The organism is Clostridium sp. AF27-5AA, assembly GCF_003478415.1.
GTDB lineage: Bacteria > Bacillota > Clostridia > Lachnospirales > Lachnospiraceae > Otoolea > Otoolea fessa.
Genome location: NZ_QUFH01000016.1, coordinates 1 through 16,249 on the forward strand (window position 1 = coordinate 1; position 16,249 = coordinate 16,249).

Annotated in this window: 13 protein-coding genes and 3 pseudogenes; 2 read left to right on the forward strand and 14 right to left on the reverse strand. The window is 49.3% G+C overall.

Features of this window, described 5'->3' with window-relative positions; genetic code table 11:
• From DWY89_RS13105 to DWY89_RS13140, 7 genes and pseudogenes are all read right to left on the reverse strand, one after another.
• Window positions 1-275: pseudogene (locus DWY89_RS13105) on the reverse strand (radical SAM mobile pair protein B); the annotation flags it as partial.
• Complete coding sequence (locus DWY89_RS13110; protein ID WP_118524153.1) at window positions 263-952, reverse strand: radical SAM mobile pair protein A; 690 nt, start codon at window positions 950-952, stop codon at window positions 263-265. The gene DWY89_RS13110 and the pseudogene DWY89_RS13105, both read right to left, overlap by 13 nt.
• Window positions 949-1,332 (reverse strand): radical SAM mobile pair system MarR family transcriptional regulator, encoded by a 384-nt coding sequence (locus DWY89_RS13115; RefSeq protein ID WP_243022838.1) that lies wholly within the window; start codon window positions 1,330-1,332, stop codon window positions 949-951. The genes DWY89_RS13110 and DWY89_RS13115 overlap by 4 nt, the downstream gene beginning before the upstream one ends.
• A gap of 174 nt (window positions 1,333-1,506) precedes the next feature.
• Window positions 1,507-1,704: pseudogene (locus DWY89_RS13120) on the reverse strand (helix-turn-helix domain-containing protein); the annotation flags it as partial.
• Window positions 1,703-1,914 (reverse strand): annotated as a pseudogene (locus tag DWY89_RS13125) (plasmid segregation actin-type ATPase ParM); the annotation flags it as partial. The pseudogenes DWY89_RS13120 and DWY89_RS13125, both read right to left, overlap by 2 nt.
• A 41-nt stretch (window positions 1,915-1,955) precedes the next feature.
• Window positions 1,956-2,546 (reverse strand): Fic family protein, encoded by a 591-nt coding sequence (locus DWY89_RS13130; RefSeq protein WP_333491456.1) that lies wholly within the window; start codon window positions 2,544-2,546, stop codon window positions 1,956-1,958.
• A 543-nt stretch (window positions 2,547-3,089) separates the two neighbouring features.
• Window positions 3,090-5,918 carry a TetM/TetW/TetO/TetS family tetracycline resistance ribosomal protection protein gene (locus DWY89_RS13140; RefSeq protein ID WP_118524154.1) on the reverse strand — a complete coding sequence of 943 codons (2,829 nt, stop codon included), beginning with the start codon at window positions 5,916-5,918 and terminating at the stop codon, window positions 3,090-3,092.
• 392 nt (window positions 5,919-6,310) lie between these two features.
• Here DWY89_RS13140 and DWY89_RS13145 point away from each other — a divergent pair, with 392 nt between their 5' ends.
• On the forward strand, window positions 6,311-7,645 hold the full coding sequence (locus tag DWY89_RS13145) for an MATE family efflux transporter (protein WP_243022833.1): 1,335 nt from the start codon (window positions 6,311-6,313) through the stop codon (window positions 7,643-7,645).
• Window positions 7,646-7,838: 193 nt separating this feature from the next.
• Here DWY89_RS13145 and DWY89_RS13150 read toward each other — a convergent pair whose 3' ends face one another.
• The 3 genes from DWY89_RS13150 to DWY89_RS13160 form a co-directional block, all read right to left on the reverse strand.
• The gene (locus DWY89_RS13150) at window positions 7,839-8,696 is read right to left on the reverse strand and encodes a DUF975 family protein (RefSeq protein ID WP_118524752.1); all 858 of its coding nucleotides are present in this window, start codon (window positions 8,694-8,696) and stop codon (window positions 7,839-7,841) included.
• A 275-nt stretch (window positions 8,697-8,971) separates the two neighbouring features.
• Window positions 8,972-9,616 (reverse strand): cytidylate kinase-like family protein, encoded by a 645-nt coding sequence (locus DWY89_RS13155; protein WP_118524157.1) that lies wholly within the window; start codon window positions 9,614-9,616, stop codon window positions 8,972-8,974.
• A 30-nt stretch (window positions 9,617-9,646) separates the two neighbouring features.
• Window positions 9,647-10,936, reverse strand: a complete 1,290-nt coding sequence (locus DWY89_RS13160) for a galactokinase family protein (RefSeq protein ID WP_022359915.1) — start codon at window positions 10,934-10,936, stop codon at window positions 9,647-9,649.
• A gap of 539 nt (window positions 10,937-11,475) precedes the next feature.
• Between DWY89_RS13160 and DWY89_RS13165 the strand changes: the two genes are divergently transcribed.
• Window positions 11,476-12,408: a TIGR01212 family radical SAM protein gene (locus DWY89_RS13165; protein ID WP_118524158.1), complete on the forward strand. Its 933-nt coding sequence runs from the start codon at window positions 11,476-11,478 to the stop codon at window positions 12,406-12,408.
• Window positions 12,409-12,430: 22 nt separating this feature from the next.
• On the opposite strand, the gene DWY89_RS13170 is transcribed toward DWY89_RS13165, so the two are convergent.
• From DWY89_RS13170 to DWY89_RS13185, 4 genes are all read right to left on the reverse strand, one after another.
• A complete protein-coding gene (locus DWY89_RS13170; RefSeq protein ID WP_243022834.1) occupies window positions 12,431-13,690 on the reverse strand; it encodes a CapA family protein in 1,260 nt (419 codons plus the stop codon).
• 69 nt (window positions 13,691-13,759) lie between these two features.
• Window positions 13,760-14,602 carry a DegV family protein gene (locus tag DWY89_RS13175; protein ID WP_118524160.1) on the reverse strand — a complete coding sequence of 281 codons (843 nt, stop codon included), beginning with the start codon at window positions 14,600-14,602 and terminating at the stop codon, window positions 13,760-13,762.
• Between the two features lie 151 nt (window positions 14,603-14,753).
• Window positions 14,754-15,821, reverse strand: a complete 1,068-nt coding sequence (locus tag DWY89_RS13180; RefSeq protein WP_182434585.1) for a type II CAAX endopeptidase family protein — start codon at window positions 15,819-15,821, stop codon at window positions 14,754-14,756.
• A gap of 48 nt (window positions 15,822-15,869) precedes the next feature.
• Window positions 15,870-16,136: a DUF2007 domain-containing protein gene (locus DWY89_RS13185; RefSeq protein ID WP_118473033.1), complete on the reverse strand. Its 267-nt coding sequence runs from the start codon at window positions 16,134-16,136 to the stop codon at window positions 15,870-15,872.
• Window positions 16,137-16,249 lie beyond the last annotated feature (113 nt).

Consider the following 16,249-nt stretch of genomic DNA (forward strand, 5'->3'; position numbering starts at 1 on the left):
TTGTAGCCATCTGTCACAGAACCGATGACCACCCGCTGTCCGGCATATTTCTTCGGATTCTTAATTTCCGGCCAATGCTTCACATCAAGGAAAGTGCCCCATTCCTCCTTGTGTCCGGTAAAGCGCTTCATAAAAGAAGCATAGCAATACTTGCAGGCGTGTGTACAGCCTACATATGGATTGACCGAGTAACCGCCTACAGGCAGACTGGACTTGGTCATGATGTTCTTTGTTTCCGCCTCATTAATGAGGATTCCATTTATTACTTCTGCCATGATCTCTGTACCTCCAACACTTTATTGAATTCATCCGGCATTTCCTGAATCATATTTTCATTCCCTATGATAGGGACAAGATCTTCCTTCATAAATACCGGAATGTCAAGCGCATGCGCCTGATCTGTCAGAGACCATGCCCACTCCGGCTCCGTATGAACCTTCCTGCTCTGAACTCCAGTCATGGTGCCGACAACGATCCAGTTGATCCCGGAAAGATCAACTGAACCTGGATTGTCGAATAGCAGCTCAAAGGTAACATGATAGTGTTTTGCTCTGACATTTTCCCGTAGTGCGTCAATACGCCACAGTTCTGCTTTTCTCGTCACCGTAACACCAAACCATGCGTTTTCCAAATCTGTATCAAAATCCAGCAGATCTGGTCGCTTTGTAAGGAACAGGAACTGATGCTGTGGATTTTCACGGATTTTTTCAAATACCTCGTCTCTCCATTCTGACTTCCAGCCGGAAAGATCGCTCATGCCGGTAAGAAGAAAGTTCTGCGGACGTTTCTTTTCCATCATCTTGAGCTTACCCGGAAAGAATTCAGGGTCAGCAAAGTCATCAATCATATGCCAGCGTTTCACATTATTGCGGGCGTAGCAATATGCACACCCCACTGTACATCCGATGACGATATTCATGTTTTGAATCTGATCTTTGATACAAATACTCATGATTTCTGCCACTCCTCAAGATTCTTTCTGATACGGTCGAGGTATTCCTCAAACTGGGTAATTTCTTCCTCCGAAAAACCTTTGTAGTAAATACTGCCCATTTTATCAGATACAGAATCGTATTCGTCCTTTAAGGCATGTGCTTTTTCAGTCAGAAACAGGAGTGTTTTCCTTTTGTCCGTTTCAGACTGAACGCGTCTTATCAGCCCTTTATTTTCCATTCTTTCCAGCATCGTAGTAAGAGAAGTTATCGCTAATCCACATTTAATCGAGAGTGATCTGATTGAGATTCCATCTTCCTGCCACAGCACATAAAGAATACGCCCCTGGGCTCCGTTAAACGCATCAATATTCTTTTCGCTGAGAATCTTCTCAAAGATTCGATCTCCAAGTTATTTTATTTTGGTAACAAGAAATCCGCCATTCATTTTCATACAAAAACTCCTATATAGTATTTTATCAAATAATACTATATAGGAGTTTTGCTGTCAACAGTTTGTATGTCTAAGTAGAAGTAAATTCCGATTGTTCGAGCTTTTCAAATACTAACGTACTTAATTCTGTTCAATAAGTGATTTATAGTAGTTACCAAAGTCAGCAAGTGAATTAACAATTGGAAGCATTTTTGCTCCGAGTTCCGTTAATCCGTATTCAACTCTCGGTGGCTGCTCATGGTAATCGTGGCGATATGCCAGTCCATCACTCATCATTTGTCTTAAACTATCTGTCAAAACCTTTTGTGAAATACCATTTGACCTCCTGCCTTACAGTTCCAATCTTGTAGTACTTTCCCTCATACTCAAGTACATCACCAAAGAGTGCCGGAGTTGTTGTTATCTCCTTAACTCCTGTGACAAATACCTGAGATATTGTTTTCATCATCGACCAGCCATGATCAATGCCCATTACTTCTAATCTGTTATCTGCGATACTGACTTGGATTTTCGGTTTTGATATAACAGCGCTGCCTTATCCCACCGCTAAATTGGTATAAAAATAAGAACTAAATTAGTGCTAACCCCTTGATTTTACTGGGTTTCTCTAACTTTGTCCTTATTATAACATCATCATCCTGGAACGGATGAATCCGCTCAAACTTCACATGAAAGTCCAGAATGTCCTCAAAGGTCTTTTCTTCTTTGGCATTATATTCCATCAGCAATACCTTCATTTTATCGGCAACTTCTTCCGGAAGGGCGGTATCCATACCGCCGACTTCATTCGGAAGTTTCTCATAATCGCCAACCGCATACCAATCTTTTCTGGAATCGCTGGTGCCGTTCTTCAAAACCAAGTGAAGCTCTTTGATGAATTTTTCCGTCAGAGCTGCTTTTGCATGATCAATGATCATGTCAATGCAGCAGAAGTGATTTGCTGTTTCAATCACATCATCCACGTTCAGCACTTCTTTTTCTACACCGATGGTGCTGGTTTCAAAGATATATCGGGGCTGATCGTGGGTCATTCGGCTTCCTTCTATATGGTTGGAATAGTATGTCAAATCAATCTGTGTTTTGTGGTAGATCCCGCCGGAGTATTTACTTGCCTTCTGCTCTTTCAGAATATCCAACAGTGTAACACTTTTTGCCGACATATGAAATGCAATTTCTGGATACAGAACGCCGGACTCCATCGAAAATGAAGTCCGGCAAGGTATTATCTATATACGGTTTCTCTTCAATTTTTTGAAACTTGCTTTTAAGGAGCATATACAGTTTATGCTACAGATGCAGGGCAAATCTGAAAAGCAGCGGTGACGAAACTGAGAGCACGCTTCTCATACAAAGGCATCTGACTCCTATCAGACCCAACCTTAAATATCCTATTAACCTCCGCCCAAAGAGAAACAGGGATTTCATGTATCGAGCAACTCAAATCTCATCCCTATTATATTTCTTAACGTGACCGATGTGCATTCTGTCTTTTCGTCATACCTTAAAATATTTTTGCAGCACATGTGAGTATTTTCCTTGTAATGTACAATGCAGATTTTTCTGCATATTCCCTTAACTGAACCATGCTTTCCGCCATCGAAACCGGCAGCCTGAGCGCAGCGGCGGCAGAACTGATGGAATTTACGCGGAAGGATCTGATTCATGCCTTCGAGTAATCTATACGAACATCCGCTTTTTATACATTATTCGTCCTTCTTCACCTGCCGCAGCACCTCCTCCGGCACCGAATCCAGCAGATAATTTTTATGTCCGCTATGCGGTCGGTGGGTATGCTCACGTGTCTGATTCTTCACACGGTCTACCTCTTCCTCAAAATCCCGCGCCGAATACAGCCCGCAGCCCTGCCCACGGATGATGATCTGTTCCAGACGGTCGGAGGTCGCTACCATCACCGTATATTTCCGCCCATTTTCATGGGCAAATTTCTCGATGTACTGGTCAGCTGTCTCCGCCTCTTTCGTAAAAACTACATGAATGTTGTGGTAATCCGTCACCTCCGTCCGGTGTCCCTGCACCCGGTAAGCATCGAACACCGCTATCACCTCGATACCGCGGCTTCCCTGATAATCGCATAGAATATCCAGCAGCTTACCACGGGCGCTGTCAATGTTGATCTTTGCCAGCTCATTTAACTCGTCCCAGGAGAAAATAATGTTGTAGCCATCTACCAGCAGATATTCCCGAACCGCTGATGCCATTTTTCCTTTGGAGCTGCCAGTTCTGCTGCCCTGTCTGCCACTTTCCGGCGCTTTTCCTGCATGCTCAAATCCCCCTGCATTTCCAGCCACGGAACCTCCTGATTTTCCCACATTTCCAAATGTCGAAGCTCCAGCTGTCCCGGCTTTCGAATCGCTCTTCTGTCTCCGCGCCGTCTCTCCATACACGCCCGCGCCGTACTGCTGCACTGGTCGTTTACTGGTTCCGCCCCAGCGGCGTTTTCCGCCGTCTTCCTTTTTATTGGCATGATAGGTGCGCGCCAGAATCGCATCGACCTCATCCGTTCCAATCCACATCTCCTCGACAGAACCTCCTCCCTGTCCGTCGGAGGAACGTGCGCCTGCTTCAATCGCCTCCATCCGCCGCTTTCCATTGGACGCACCCAGGCAGCTTTCCAGATGCATGTAATCTTTGACCTCGTCCCAGTTGACGACAAATCCGGCTCCGTGTGCACAGAAAACAGATCCGCTCGGGTTTGCCAGATCCGCATCCGGATCATACCCGGCTGCCGCAATGATTTCTTCTTCATTGTGGCATGGTCCGTAGCCATCGAGCGTGCAGATCATCTGTCCCAATCCGCCCGTGTACGCCGTCACCTCCGTCTGATATCCATCGAGCGCCGATACCGGGGCACGTCCGGTTAATATTGCCTCCCCGTCCTCCAGCACCGGTCCCTCAAAAACGGCAAACCGCCGCTCCAGATCGGTCATTGCACGTCCCACCATCTTGTCCGGTATCGTCAGGTGAAAGGCATAAAATGGTTCCAACAGCACCGAATGCGCCTGCATCAGTCCCTGACGGACCGCCCGGTACACGGACTGTCGAAAATCGCCGCCTTCTGTATGTTTCACATGGGCGCGTCCCGATTTCAGCGTAATTTTCATATCCGTGATCGGCGCCCCAATCAGAACTCCCCGGTGTACCTTTTCTTCCAGATGCGTCAGCACCAGCCGCTGCCAGTTTTTACTTAAAATATCTTCACTGCAATCGGTATCAAACACCAGCCCGCTGCCCGGTTCTCCCGGCTCCAGAAGCAGATGTACCTCCGCATAATGGCGGAGTGGCTCAAAATGCCCGACACCCTCGACCGTATCGGTGATCGTTTCTTTATATACAATGCTGCGCCCGCCAAACCGGACATTTACCCCAAAACGCTCTGCAATCAGGCTTTTCAGAATCTCCATCTGGATCTCGCCCATGATCTGGGCGTGAATCTCTTTCTTTTCTTCCTCCCAGACAATATGAAGCTCCGGCTCTTCTTCCTCTAATTGAAGCAGTTTCGGCAGCATCGCCGCCGCATCCACGTCCTCCGGAAGCTCGACGCGATACGTCAAAACCGGCTCCAACACCGGTTCCGCGCCCATTTCACAGACTCCAAGCCCCTCGCCCGGTTTCGTGTGCAAAAGTCCCGTTGCCGCACAAATCATACCCGCCGGTGCCTCGCTTACCGCCTCATACTTATCGCCTGAATACAGGCGGATCTGATTTACCTTTTCCTCGCCGATCCGGTCTTTGACATGCAGCACGCCGCCCGTGATCTTCATATAAGTCAGGCGTTCGCCCTGGCTGTCGCGCACAATTTTAAATATTTTCGCCCCAAATTCGTTCGGATACACTGGTTCCAGCGTATATTCTTCCAAACTGCGCATAAATTCTTCCACGCCCGTATTTTTGAGCGCCGAACCAAAATAACACGGAAACAGATCCCGGCTGGCAATCCGGCTGCGGATCGCATCTTTAGACACCTGTCCCGTCTCCAGAAATTCCTCCAATTCCGCTTCGCCGCTGACTGCTGCCTCTTCATAGAAACTTTCCGTCCCGTCCGCACCAAAATCAACGAAGTTGCCGCCCAGCGACTCTTTTAGATCGCGCAGGACCTCCTGTTCCCGTCCCGGCGCCAGATCCATTTTATTGATAAAAAGGAACGCCGGAATCTGATAGCGCGCCAGCAGCCGCCACAGCGTCCTTGTATGCCCCTGCACGCCGTCTGAACCGCTGATGACCAGCACCGCATAGTCCAGCACCTGAAGCACCCGCTCCATTTCCGCTGAAAAATCCACATGTCCCGGCGTGTCCAAGAGCGTCACATCCATATCATCCCATGCAAGCCGCGCCTGCTTGGAAAAAATCGTGATTCCGCGCTTTTTCTCCAATTCATATGTGTCCAGGAACGCATCGCCCTTGTCCACCCGCCCCAGATGGCGGATCATGCCGCCCGCATAGAGCATCGCCTCTGATAATGTTGTCTTCCCCGCATCTACGTGCGCCAGGATTCCCACCGCCAGTCTCTTCATGTATGTTACCCTCATTTCCGTTCTATATGAAAAAGAATGTGCCTTGGCACATTCGGGCGTCTCGCGCAGTCGCTTGCGACATGTTTCTGCTTCGCGCGAGTGCGCATCCTCGCGAAGTGTTTTTTGTTTCATAGGACGCAATTTCCTATGAAATAAAAATCACTCTACCCGTTATGATACCATGTATGTCACTGATTGTAAAATACCGCGTGCTGACCAGCCCGCTTCTATATCACAAAAAAAAGTGCCTCTATTTTACTTTTTTTCGTGATTTTTCGGATTGCCAATTTTATGTATTTCTTATAAAATCTACTCTCAGAGTTTTATAATCGTTTTTTAGAAAGGATGGTTTTTCCATGAGCCGCTCTTCGCAACGCTCTACCATAAAAGATATGACAAACGGGAGCCCGGCAAAGCTGATTCTGGGCTTTGCGGTTCCGATGCTGATGGGACTTTTATTCCAGCAGTTTTACAGCATGGTCGATACGATCATAGTTGGAAAATTTCTCGGCGTTGATGCGCTGGCTTCGGTCGGTTCCACCTCTGCCATCAACTTTATGATTAACGGTTTCGTCATCGGCGTCTGCACCGGCTTTTCCATTCCGGTTGCACAGCGGTTCGGCGCACAGGATTACAAGGATATGCGCCGTTTCGTCGCCAATGCCGGATGGGTCGCCTCCTGTTTTGCCGTGATCATGACCGTGATCGTCTGCCTGATGACACGCCAGATTCTCGTCTGGATGCAGACGCCGGACAATATCATCGACGGCGCGTACAGCTACATTTTCTTCGTATTTGCAGGCATCCCGGCGACCTACCTGTACAATACGCTGGCGGGCATCATCCGTGCGCTCGGCGACTCCAAAACGCCGGTCTATTTCCTGATTTTATCCAGCCTTTTAAACATTGCGCTGGATCTGCTTTTCATCGTACAGATCGGAACCGGCACCGCCGGAGCTGCCTATGCAACTGTTATCTCTCAGGCAGTATCCGGTATTCTCTGCCTGATCTATATGAAGAAAAAATTTGAAATTCTGCATATGCACCGTGAGGAAACGCGCATCAGCGGCAGACACATTTACATTCTCTGCAAAATGGGTGTGCCGATGGGACTCCAATACTCGATCACCGCGATCGGCTCGGTTGTCATTCAGACTGCCATCAACTCCCTAGGTTCCATCGCAGTTGCCTCCGTCACCGCAGGTCAGAAGATCGGCATGTTCTTCTGCTGCCCGTTTGACGCGCTGGGCGGCACGATGGCAACCTACGCCGGACAGAACGCCGGTGCCGGAAAGGTAGACCGCATCCGCCAGGGCGTCCGGTCCGCAACTCTCATCGGCGGCATCTACTCCATTGCGGCGTGTATCGTGCTGACCGTGTTTGGCGGCGTGATTCCGCTTCTCTTCGTCGATGCCTCGGAAACAGTTGTAATCCATCAGGCGCACCAGTTCCTGACCTTCAACTCTCTGTTCTACATACCTCTGACAATCGTCAATGTATGGCGTTTCACGATTCAGGGAATGGGCTACAGCCTGCTCGCCATCCTGGCAGGTGTCTGCGAAATGATCGCCCGCGCCATGGTCGGCTTCCTGCTGGTGCCGATCTTTGGCTACATCATCATCTGTTTTGCCTCGCCGCTTGCATGGCTGCTCGCCGATGCATTTCTGATTCCGGCATTCTTCTATTGCCAGAAACATTTGCTGTCTGAGAAAGCACGGATGGACTAAAACAAAATAAATAATACAACTCAAAAAAACACCTCAGAAAGCTTTCATTTTGACCACTTTCTGAGGTGTTTTTTGATTGCAGATTCTTATTTTGGGCTTTCGCCAATTTGATTTTCAAAGATTTTTATTGTTCCGTCTATCCTTACACAAGCACAGTTCTATGCAAATGATTTCATTTTTGTATAGGCAGAGTTCACGCATTTTCACTTTCCTCCGACTCATTCTCACTCCACTTATCCTGCATTTCTATCTCTTCTATTTCCCTCTTCTCATCCCGCACGTCCCTATAAAATGCCGCAAATGCCGCCTCCTCATATGGGCGCAGAAACAGATAGCCAATATTGAGCGGTCCCATCAGCCCTGCCAGAAACAGCACTGCCAGAAACAGCACGGTCACACCGCTGAGCCTTCCCTGTGTATACAAAAGAACCGCTGGTATTATATATTGAATGCTGCAGATCAGCCGCCAGCCGATAAAGCTAAAGGTCAGGCAGAATAAATTCCATTTTCTCCCATCCATCAGGCGGCGCGACTCGGTGATTGCCTCGTTGGCGGAATATTCTGGATGTTCCATCAGCACATATGGTGTCATCGCATAGCTGTACGTCTTTATAAACCCCGGAACGAAAAACAGGCAGGTCCAGCAATATATATAAAAGCCGCGCACAAATACCATCGCCACGCCATCTGTGATCCGCGAAAACTGGGAAAATAAATCAGAAAAGGACGCTTCCTTTTTCTCTGCCAGATTCAGATGGAAACGGGCATATCCCATCTGCCCCGCACCTCCAATAATAACCACCATCAAGCCCCAGATAAGCAAAAGCACCCAGGGCAGAAGCATGCTGCGCATCGGAAATACCTGCGTCAGCACATTCTTCACTTCCGGTCGTGCCTGTATCACTTTTTGCAGCTCTGTTATTCCATTTGGCGCCGTATCGGCAATCTCCGCACCGATCAGGGACGCTGCTAATCCCGTTCCCATCGCAAGTTTCCAGTTTCCGCTCAGTGTCTCACGCGCCATTTGCCTAAATTCAGATGCACTTCTCATGCTTTCTCCCCCTTTCTTTCTGAAATCATTGTATCATTTTCCATTTTGACCGTCAATATGCCGCTTCAAACCGTAAATAATTTGTAATAAGGTCGTAATGATTCTACTGTCGTCAAAGGAAATTTCAGAATGCCGGAATCACTCTCCCAGCATTCTGGGAGCTGATTGAGCTGGCGATCCGCTGGCACTTCTCATCTTCCAAATCTGCCCTGCTTCCTACAATCTTCAACTGAAATTTTTAGCCTGCATCACAGACAGGTTGTTTACATTTTTCCCTACTTCATATACCCGCGCAGCTTCACATATTCCTTGATCAGCTCCGCCGTCTCGTCCAGTCCGAGGCGGGTCGTATTGATCGGAAGATCGTAGTTCTTCATGTTTTTCCAGTCATTTCCAGTAAAATATTTATAATAATTCTTCCGCTCATTCTCAATCTTCCGGATGCGCTTCTTCGCTCTTTCTTCACTGATGCAGTCTACTTCCATAACGCGCTGCACGCGGCGCACACGGTCGGCATAGACAAAGATGCGGACCAGATTTTCGATCTCCTCGTCCTGATCCAGCACATAGCCAGCCGCACGGCCCACAAATACGCACGGTTCCTGTTCTGCCAGCTCCCGCATCACCATCGCCTGGAATTTAAACAGGTTATCCGGCGATGTCACATCGCCTTTCAGGGACGGCTTTCCGAACACATCTGCCTTCTTCGCGCCAGCCAGACGGTGAAGCAGGTTGTTTCCCGCTTTCTCATCCGCTAAACGGAAAAATTCCTCTCCGACCGCACTCTTCTCCGACGCCATCTTTAAGATCTCATCGTCGTAGAAATGAAGCCCCAGCTCCTCTGCCAGCTTGCGTCCCACAATACGTCCGCCGCTTCCGTACTCCCTCTCGATTGTGATAATCAAATTTTTATTTCCCATAAATTCCACCGCCTTTCCAGGTCCCAATTTTTAGATGCGCTCGCTCACGCAGATCGCGCCGTGCGGGCGGATGCTCATGCGGTATACATTGCCCTCTCCGATCGCATTTTCAATGTATTCTGTATACTCGTCCACCAGATCGTTCGGAATCATCGCCATGATAACACCGGCAAAGCCGCCGCCATGAACCCGGCACGCGCCGCGTCCTTTTTTCGCGATAAACAATTCCGTCAGCGCAAGTGCAATGCTGATGCCCTGCTCCTGCACGTCTGCAGTCGTGTATACATTCTGAAGCCATTTCCAGGAAGAATTGCCCGAAGCTGTGATTCCCTCCAAAAAGGCAGCAAAATCATTTTCCCGAAGGGCCTTTACTTCCTGCTCCACTCTCTTATTTTCCTCAAAGAAATGGAACGCACGCATCACGGAACGATCTCCCGCAAATGCACGCACTTTCGCCAGGTTTGCGATCACCTCTTCCTCGGAAATCTCCGCGCAGACCTCTTTGCCAAAGTACTGCGCTACTTTTTTCATCTCGTTTGGAACGGAAGAATAATCTGCGCTCAGATCCGCGTGGCCTTTTCCCGTATTTACAATCATCAGGCTGTGATCCTGCGCGCCGAAATCAAAATCAATCTTCTCCACAACCGGCGCTTCCGGATTTTTAAAATCGATCGTAATCAGACCGCCGACCGCGCATGCCATCTGATCGAGCAGACCCGACGCCTTGTTCCAGAACTTGTTTTCTGCATATTTTCCGATGTGGGCGTAGGTGACAACATCCATCTTTCCCTCGTTAAACATCGTATTTAACATAGAGCAGATCAGCATCTCATAGGAAGCCGAAGAGCTGACGCCCGCCGCGCTGATAACATTGCTGGTAATGTATGCGTCAAATCCGCCGACCTTGTATCCTCTCTCCTCAAAGCCCTTTAAAATGCCCTTTGTCAGGTCGATGGTGCCGCTCATACCCGTGCTCGGTTTCAGATCGCTTAAATGGATGCTGAAATTTTGATGAAATGTCTCACTTAATATGCGGATCGTGTCGGTTCCGTTCGGTGCCGCCGCGCCGACGCAGTCCAGGTTGATGCTGCCCGCCAGCACCTTGCCATGATTGTGATCGGTGTGGTTGCCGCTGATCTCCGTCCGTCCCGGGGAAGTAAACAGCTTGATATCACGTTCCCCATATGTTTTCTCAAAGCGCTCTGCCACATAGCGGTAACGCGCCCGGTTCTCCTCCGCTTTCTCTGCCCCGTATAATTCTGCCATCAGCACTTTCGTTTTCTCAGATTCCAGCTGTTTCAGTGTTTCTTTGACTGACATATCCCTTCTCCTTTTCCCCAAATTGTTTGTTACTGTTCACGCATACGTGCCCAGTAACGGAATTTGCCGTGGCTTCGCATTTTAATACGGCAAATTCCTGCTGCCACCACGTTTTCTTACGGCACTTTCGGTTCCAAAAGTGCCTACCCGTGAACAATTGTTTCCTTTATATGATTATGATTTCAGATATTTTGATTCAATCTGACTTCTTGTATGTATTATATCATAACTCACGAACCCGCGCTATCGCGCTCTACCGCCCTGCTTCGCATGGCTGTTCGTTCGTTAATGGCGCAAGAAAAGAATATGTCTGCTTCGCAGCCGCATTCTTTTCTTCTGCGCTCATTATATCATTTTCCTCAAAATGCCTCAATACGATATTCTTTCGTGTGTTTACAAAATGCTGTGGTTCTGGTAAGCTTTCATTTATATAGTAAAACACAGGAGTCCGTATGAAGCAAACTACTCAAACATACCTATCATTACCCGAAACATTCCATCCTGCATCCACCGCCTCCGGCAAACACCCGGATTCCTCCATGCCCCGCTGCTACTCCGACGGTCGTCCCTACTATTCGTTAAATGCATGGCTGAAAGACCAGTTCGGGCAGAAAATCTACAAGCTGGCGCTCGACGGCGGCATGACCTGTCCCAACCGGGACGGTACGCTGGGAACGGGCGGCTGCATTTTCTGCAGCCACGGCGGTTCCGGCGATTTTGCAGAGCCGGCTCACACCTCCGTGACCGAACAGATCGAAGCGGCAAAGGCGCGTGTCGCAAATAAAATAAAGGGTGGAAAATATGTCGCATATTTCCAGTCCTACACAAATACCTATGCGCCTGTCTCCTATCTGGAGCCGCTTTTTTCCGAAGCAATCGCCCACCCGGACGTGGCTGCCCTGTCCATCGGAACCCGCCCGGACTGCCTGCCGCCGGATGTCCTGGAGCTTCTCGCCCGCTTAAACCGTCGAAAACCGGTCTGGGTGGAACTGGGACTTCAGACCATCCATGAGGAAAGTGCCACGCGCATCCAGCGCGGTTATTCCCTCCCGGTCTTTGAAAATGCCGTCCGTGAACTGAAAGCCGCCGGTCTGACCGTCATCGTCCATGTCATTCTGGGGCTGCCTGATGAAACAAAAGCCCAGATGCTCGATACCGTCCGCTATCTGGCCGATTTCCAGCCTGCCATCGACGGCATCAAACTTCAGCTTCTCCACATTTTACGCGGCACGAAGCTGGCAGAGCTCTATGAACAGGCACCTTTTCCGGTCTTTTCAATGGACGAATACATTGAGCTGCTGATCGAATGTATCCGCCTGCTGCCGCCCGATATGGTCATCCACCGGATCAGCGGCGATGGACCGAAAAAATTGCTGGTCGCACCGGAATGGAGTGGAAATAAGCGGACGTTTTTGAATGCGTTTTCCAAGGCACTGCGGGAAAGCGGGTGTTTTCAGGGGCAGGATTTCTAACATTGAATTTGATTTTTATGATTTACTGAATTGATACCCTTCCACTCTCATCAATCTGCACGCCGTCCGAAAGCCCCTGTATCTTCTGGTAAAACGCCTCTTTCTTCCCCACGTCCAGCTCTCTCGTATATCCGGCAGATGAAGTTGCAGGCACAATTGAAAGCGCCGTCTCTCCCTGTGCATCTACCGACGCCTGCACCAGCATTGTCTCCGGAATCGAGCTTCCGAACACAAAATTTCCAAGACTGTACAGAATCCATTTTCCATGATACAGCTCAATCCCCTGCAGCACATGTGGATGGCTGCCAACCACCAGATCAGCGCCCGCGTCGATGTATTGATGTCCCATCTCCCGCTGGTACGCCTCTGGCTGCGTGTTCCGCTCGATACCCCAGTGGACATAGACAACCAGATAATCACACTCTTTCTTTACCTTCTGGATCTCCTGCACGACCGAAGCCGTGTCATACGCCGAAAACATGCCCGGATGCGACGATCCTGCCGCCCATCCGCCCGTCGGAAAGACGCGCGACGCGCCCAGAAAGCCAATCTTTTTTCCATTTTTCTCAATGATCTGCGGCTGTTTCGCCTCTTCCAGATTTTTTCCCGCCCCAACATGCAAAATCCCGGCACTGTCCAGCGTATCGCACGTGTCCAGCAGTGCGTCCGTGCCGTAATCTAGCGCATGGTTGTTCGCCACCGTCACGATGTCTGGTCCGATCTCCTGTAAAATAGACACGCGGGACGGCGATACCCGGAACGTAAACTGTTTATCCGCCGCCTGTGTTCCCCGGTCGCTGAACGGAAATTCCAGGTTTGCCATAAAAATATCAGACTCCGCGATCGTCTCCCGCAAACTCTCTCCGAGGACGCCACCGATACCTCCCACACGGTCGTAGGCATTTAAAACATGGTTGGAAAAATAGATATCTCCGGCAAACAGAAGCGAACACTCATTTGAATCATTTTCTCCCGGTTCTGCCTCAAGTTTGCCAGATTCGTCCTGCCCCTGCATTTCCACCCCCAGTTCCGCGCCATCTATCTGTTCTGACTCCACCTGCCCGTCTATATCTGTTTCCGGATCAAGCGTTTCTTCCGATACCGTTTTGTCTTTTGGCTCCAATGAGATTGTCTCTTTCCATATGGAACCTCCCGCCTGGCATCCGCCAAGCAAAAGCGTCATTCCTGCCAAAATTGTCAAATTTCCAATTCTGGATAAAAGAAATGCCGTCCGGTATCTGAACGGCATTTTCGTGCATTTACTAAAAAATGTATGCTTCATTTTTCCTCAATCAATCGCAGCTGTCCGGCGTTTTCCACCTTTCCAGCTGTCATCACCCACTCTTTCTCCCTACAGTGTCATAATGATTCCACCGTCGCCCGCATACACGGTTGCAACGCCAGCCGTATTCGTGATCACTACCTCACGGAAGTTTGCCCGTTTACACATGATCTCTTTCACGTGCTCAGCACGTTCCGGGTTATTACAGTGTGCGATCACCAGACGTTTGCTTGCGGTATCGCCGCCCTCTTTGCACGCAATCTCCGCCATCCGGTCGAGCGCCCGGGTCATGCCGCGCGCCTGATCAAGCTTGATGATCGTACCGCTGTCCGCGCCCATAACCGGCTTGATATTCAGCGCCGACGCGATAAAAGCCGTCAAACCGGTCAGACGGCCATTTTTCTTTAAGAAATCAAGCGTCTCAATGACGAAATACGTGTTCATCGAATCCCGATATGCCTCCGTCTGCCTGCAGATCTCCTCAAACGGAAGACCTTTCTCGCACAGATCCCGGATGAACAGCGCAATATTTAACTCGCCCGCCGACGCCGACAGGGAATCAATGACTGCAATCTTCTTCCCGTCCGTTCCGTTCTCTTCCTCATAAAGGCGTTTTGCCAAAGCCGCCGAGTTGTAGCAACCGCTCAGATGGTTCGAAAGCGTTACCACGAAAATATATTCTGCCTCGCCCTCAAATGCTTCCTTGAAGCTCTCCGGCGATGGACACGCCGTCTTCGGGCACTCGGAACTTGCCTTTACCTTTGCCAGAAACTCCTTCTGGTTAAATGTCTCATCATCCGTTACCTTGTAATCCCCTATCTGCAGGGTCAGCGGAATCATCTGAAAATGCGGATCCAATTTCAGTTCCTCCGTCAAATCCATGCAGCTGTCACCAATAATTTTATATAACATAACGTCCTCCCGTTACGCAATTCACATCACGTAGTATTCATTACTATTTATTATAGTAATCACACAGTAGGAAGTCAAGCAGAATCCCGTGAAATACACGACACTTTCACTTCCAAAAGTGCCTGCTTGTGAACAGCAACTGACCACCACATCATCTCAACAAGAAAAACGCCATCGTAATCAAACTTACCAGAATAAATGCCACTGTCCCGAGATTCCCATACATTGCCCCACATATATTGCGGAATTTCACACCCTCTGGGAGTGCCCCATCGGACAGCCGGATTTTCCGGAAATTGAAAATCAGCAGAACAAACGCCCCGATGATCGTGCAGCCCATAAACCCGGTCATCAGAAACGTGATAAACAGCGGCAGCAGCGTATCCTGTGTTCCAAGCATCGCTATCACTAACGACCAGCTGTTGATCAAAATATGTAGCAGACAGTTATAACGCATCCGTCCCGTCTTCACCGCCACATATCCCAGAACCACGCCAATCACCGCCGCATAGAGAAACTGCGTCACATTTCCGTGCATCAGACCAAACATCAGCGCCGTGTAGGTGATCGCCGCCTTATCGCCAAAACGGCGCAATCGGTTTAAGAGTTTCCATCGAAAGATATATTCCTCAATAATGGGTCCTAAAAACCCTACATATAAAATCATTACCGGCGAGAGCGAATCCAGCATCTCGTTGACCGGGTTCATCGCGGATGCATCGCCGCCGCTACTTGCCGCCACCGCATCATTGATTGCATTTCCCAGCAGGTTAAAGATAGTTCCAAATCCCTGTGCCAAAATAAAAAACATACAGAACTGCAGGAAACTAATCTTCATTTTCTCTGCCCGTTCTTCCGGGACAAGGCGCAGAATTAAAAATACGAATGGAAGAACCAGCGCATAGATGACCAGCGTGCTTCCGCCGTCCTCATACCACGCTGCATTTACCATCCGGTTCAAAAACGTACTAATCACGCCTCCGTCCGCCCATACGTTGCCAGCCACTTCCAGAAGTATGCTGACAAGTACCGTCATCACACTGAAAAATGCCAGCGCCCAGCCGAGGACATTGCAGACACGGCGCACCTCGCGGCGGCAGGTTTTTCGGATTTGTTTCGGACTCTGAACCGCATTCTGCAGCTCAGGTTCCGTTTGCAGACCATTTTCTTCTGCCTCCCGCTGCCAAAGATCCGATTCGTTCCAGTTTCCCTCTCCCATTTTCTCTCCTTCGTCATTCAGGTCTTTCATTCCCAGAAAATACCTGTTTTATCTTCCGGCGCTTTCTATCACACGGCGCGCCTTTTCCTCCTCTGCTTTCTGCACATAAAACAGATATTCCCGTTCCGATGCCGCATTTTCTCCCGCACTTCCCAGCCTCGCCCGCTGATTGCCGGAAAGCACGCCCGATTTCAGACGGTTCTGCACCTTGACCTGATACTCAATTCCCGCCTGTTCCAGCTGCTCCCGGATCGCCGCCTGCCGTTTCATATCAAACGTCGCGCCAACCTGTTTCCATCCTCCGATTCCAAACATACACGCACCTCCCCGTCAAATCTGAAAAAACCTTGCTAAGTGCTCCTATTCTATCATAAATAGTGAACTACTCGGTAACTAAGTTACCAGAGCATCTGAAATCTGGCGGGATA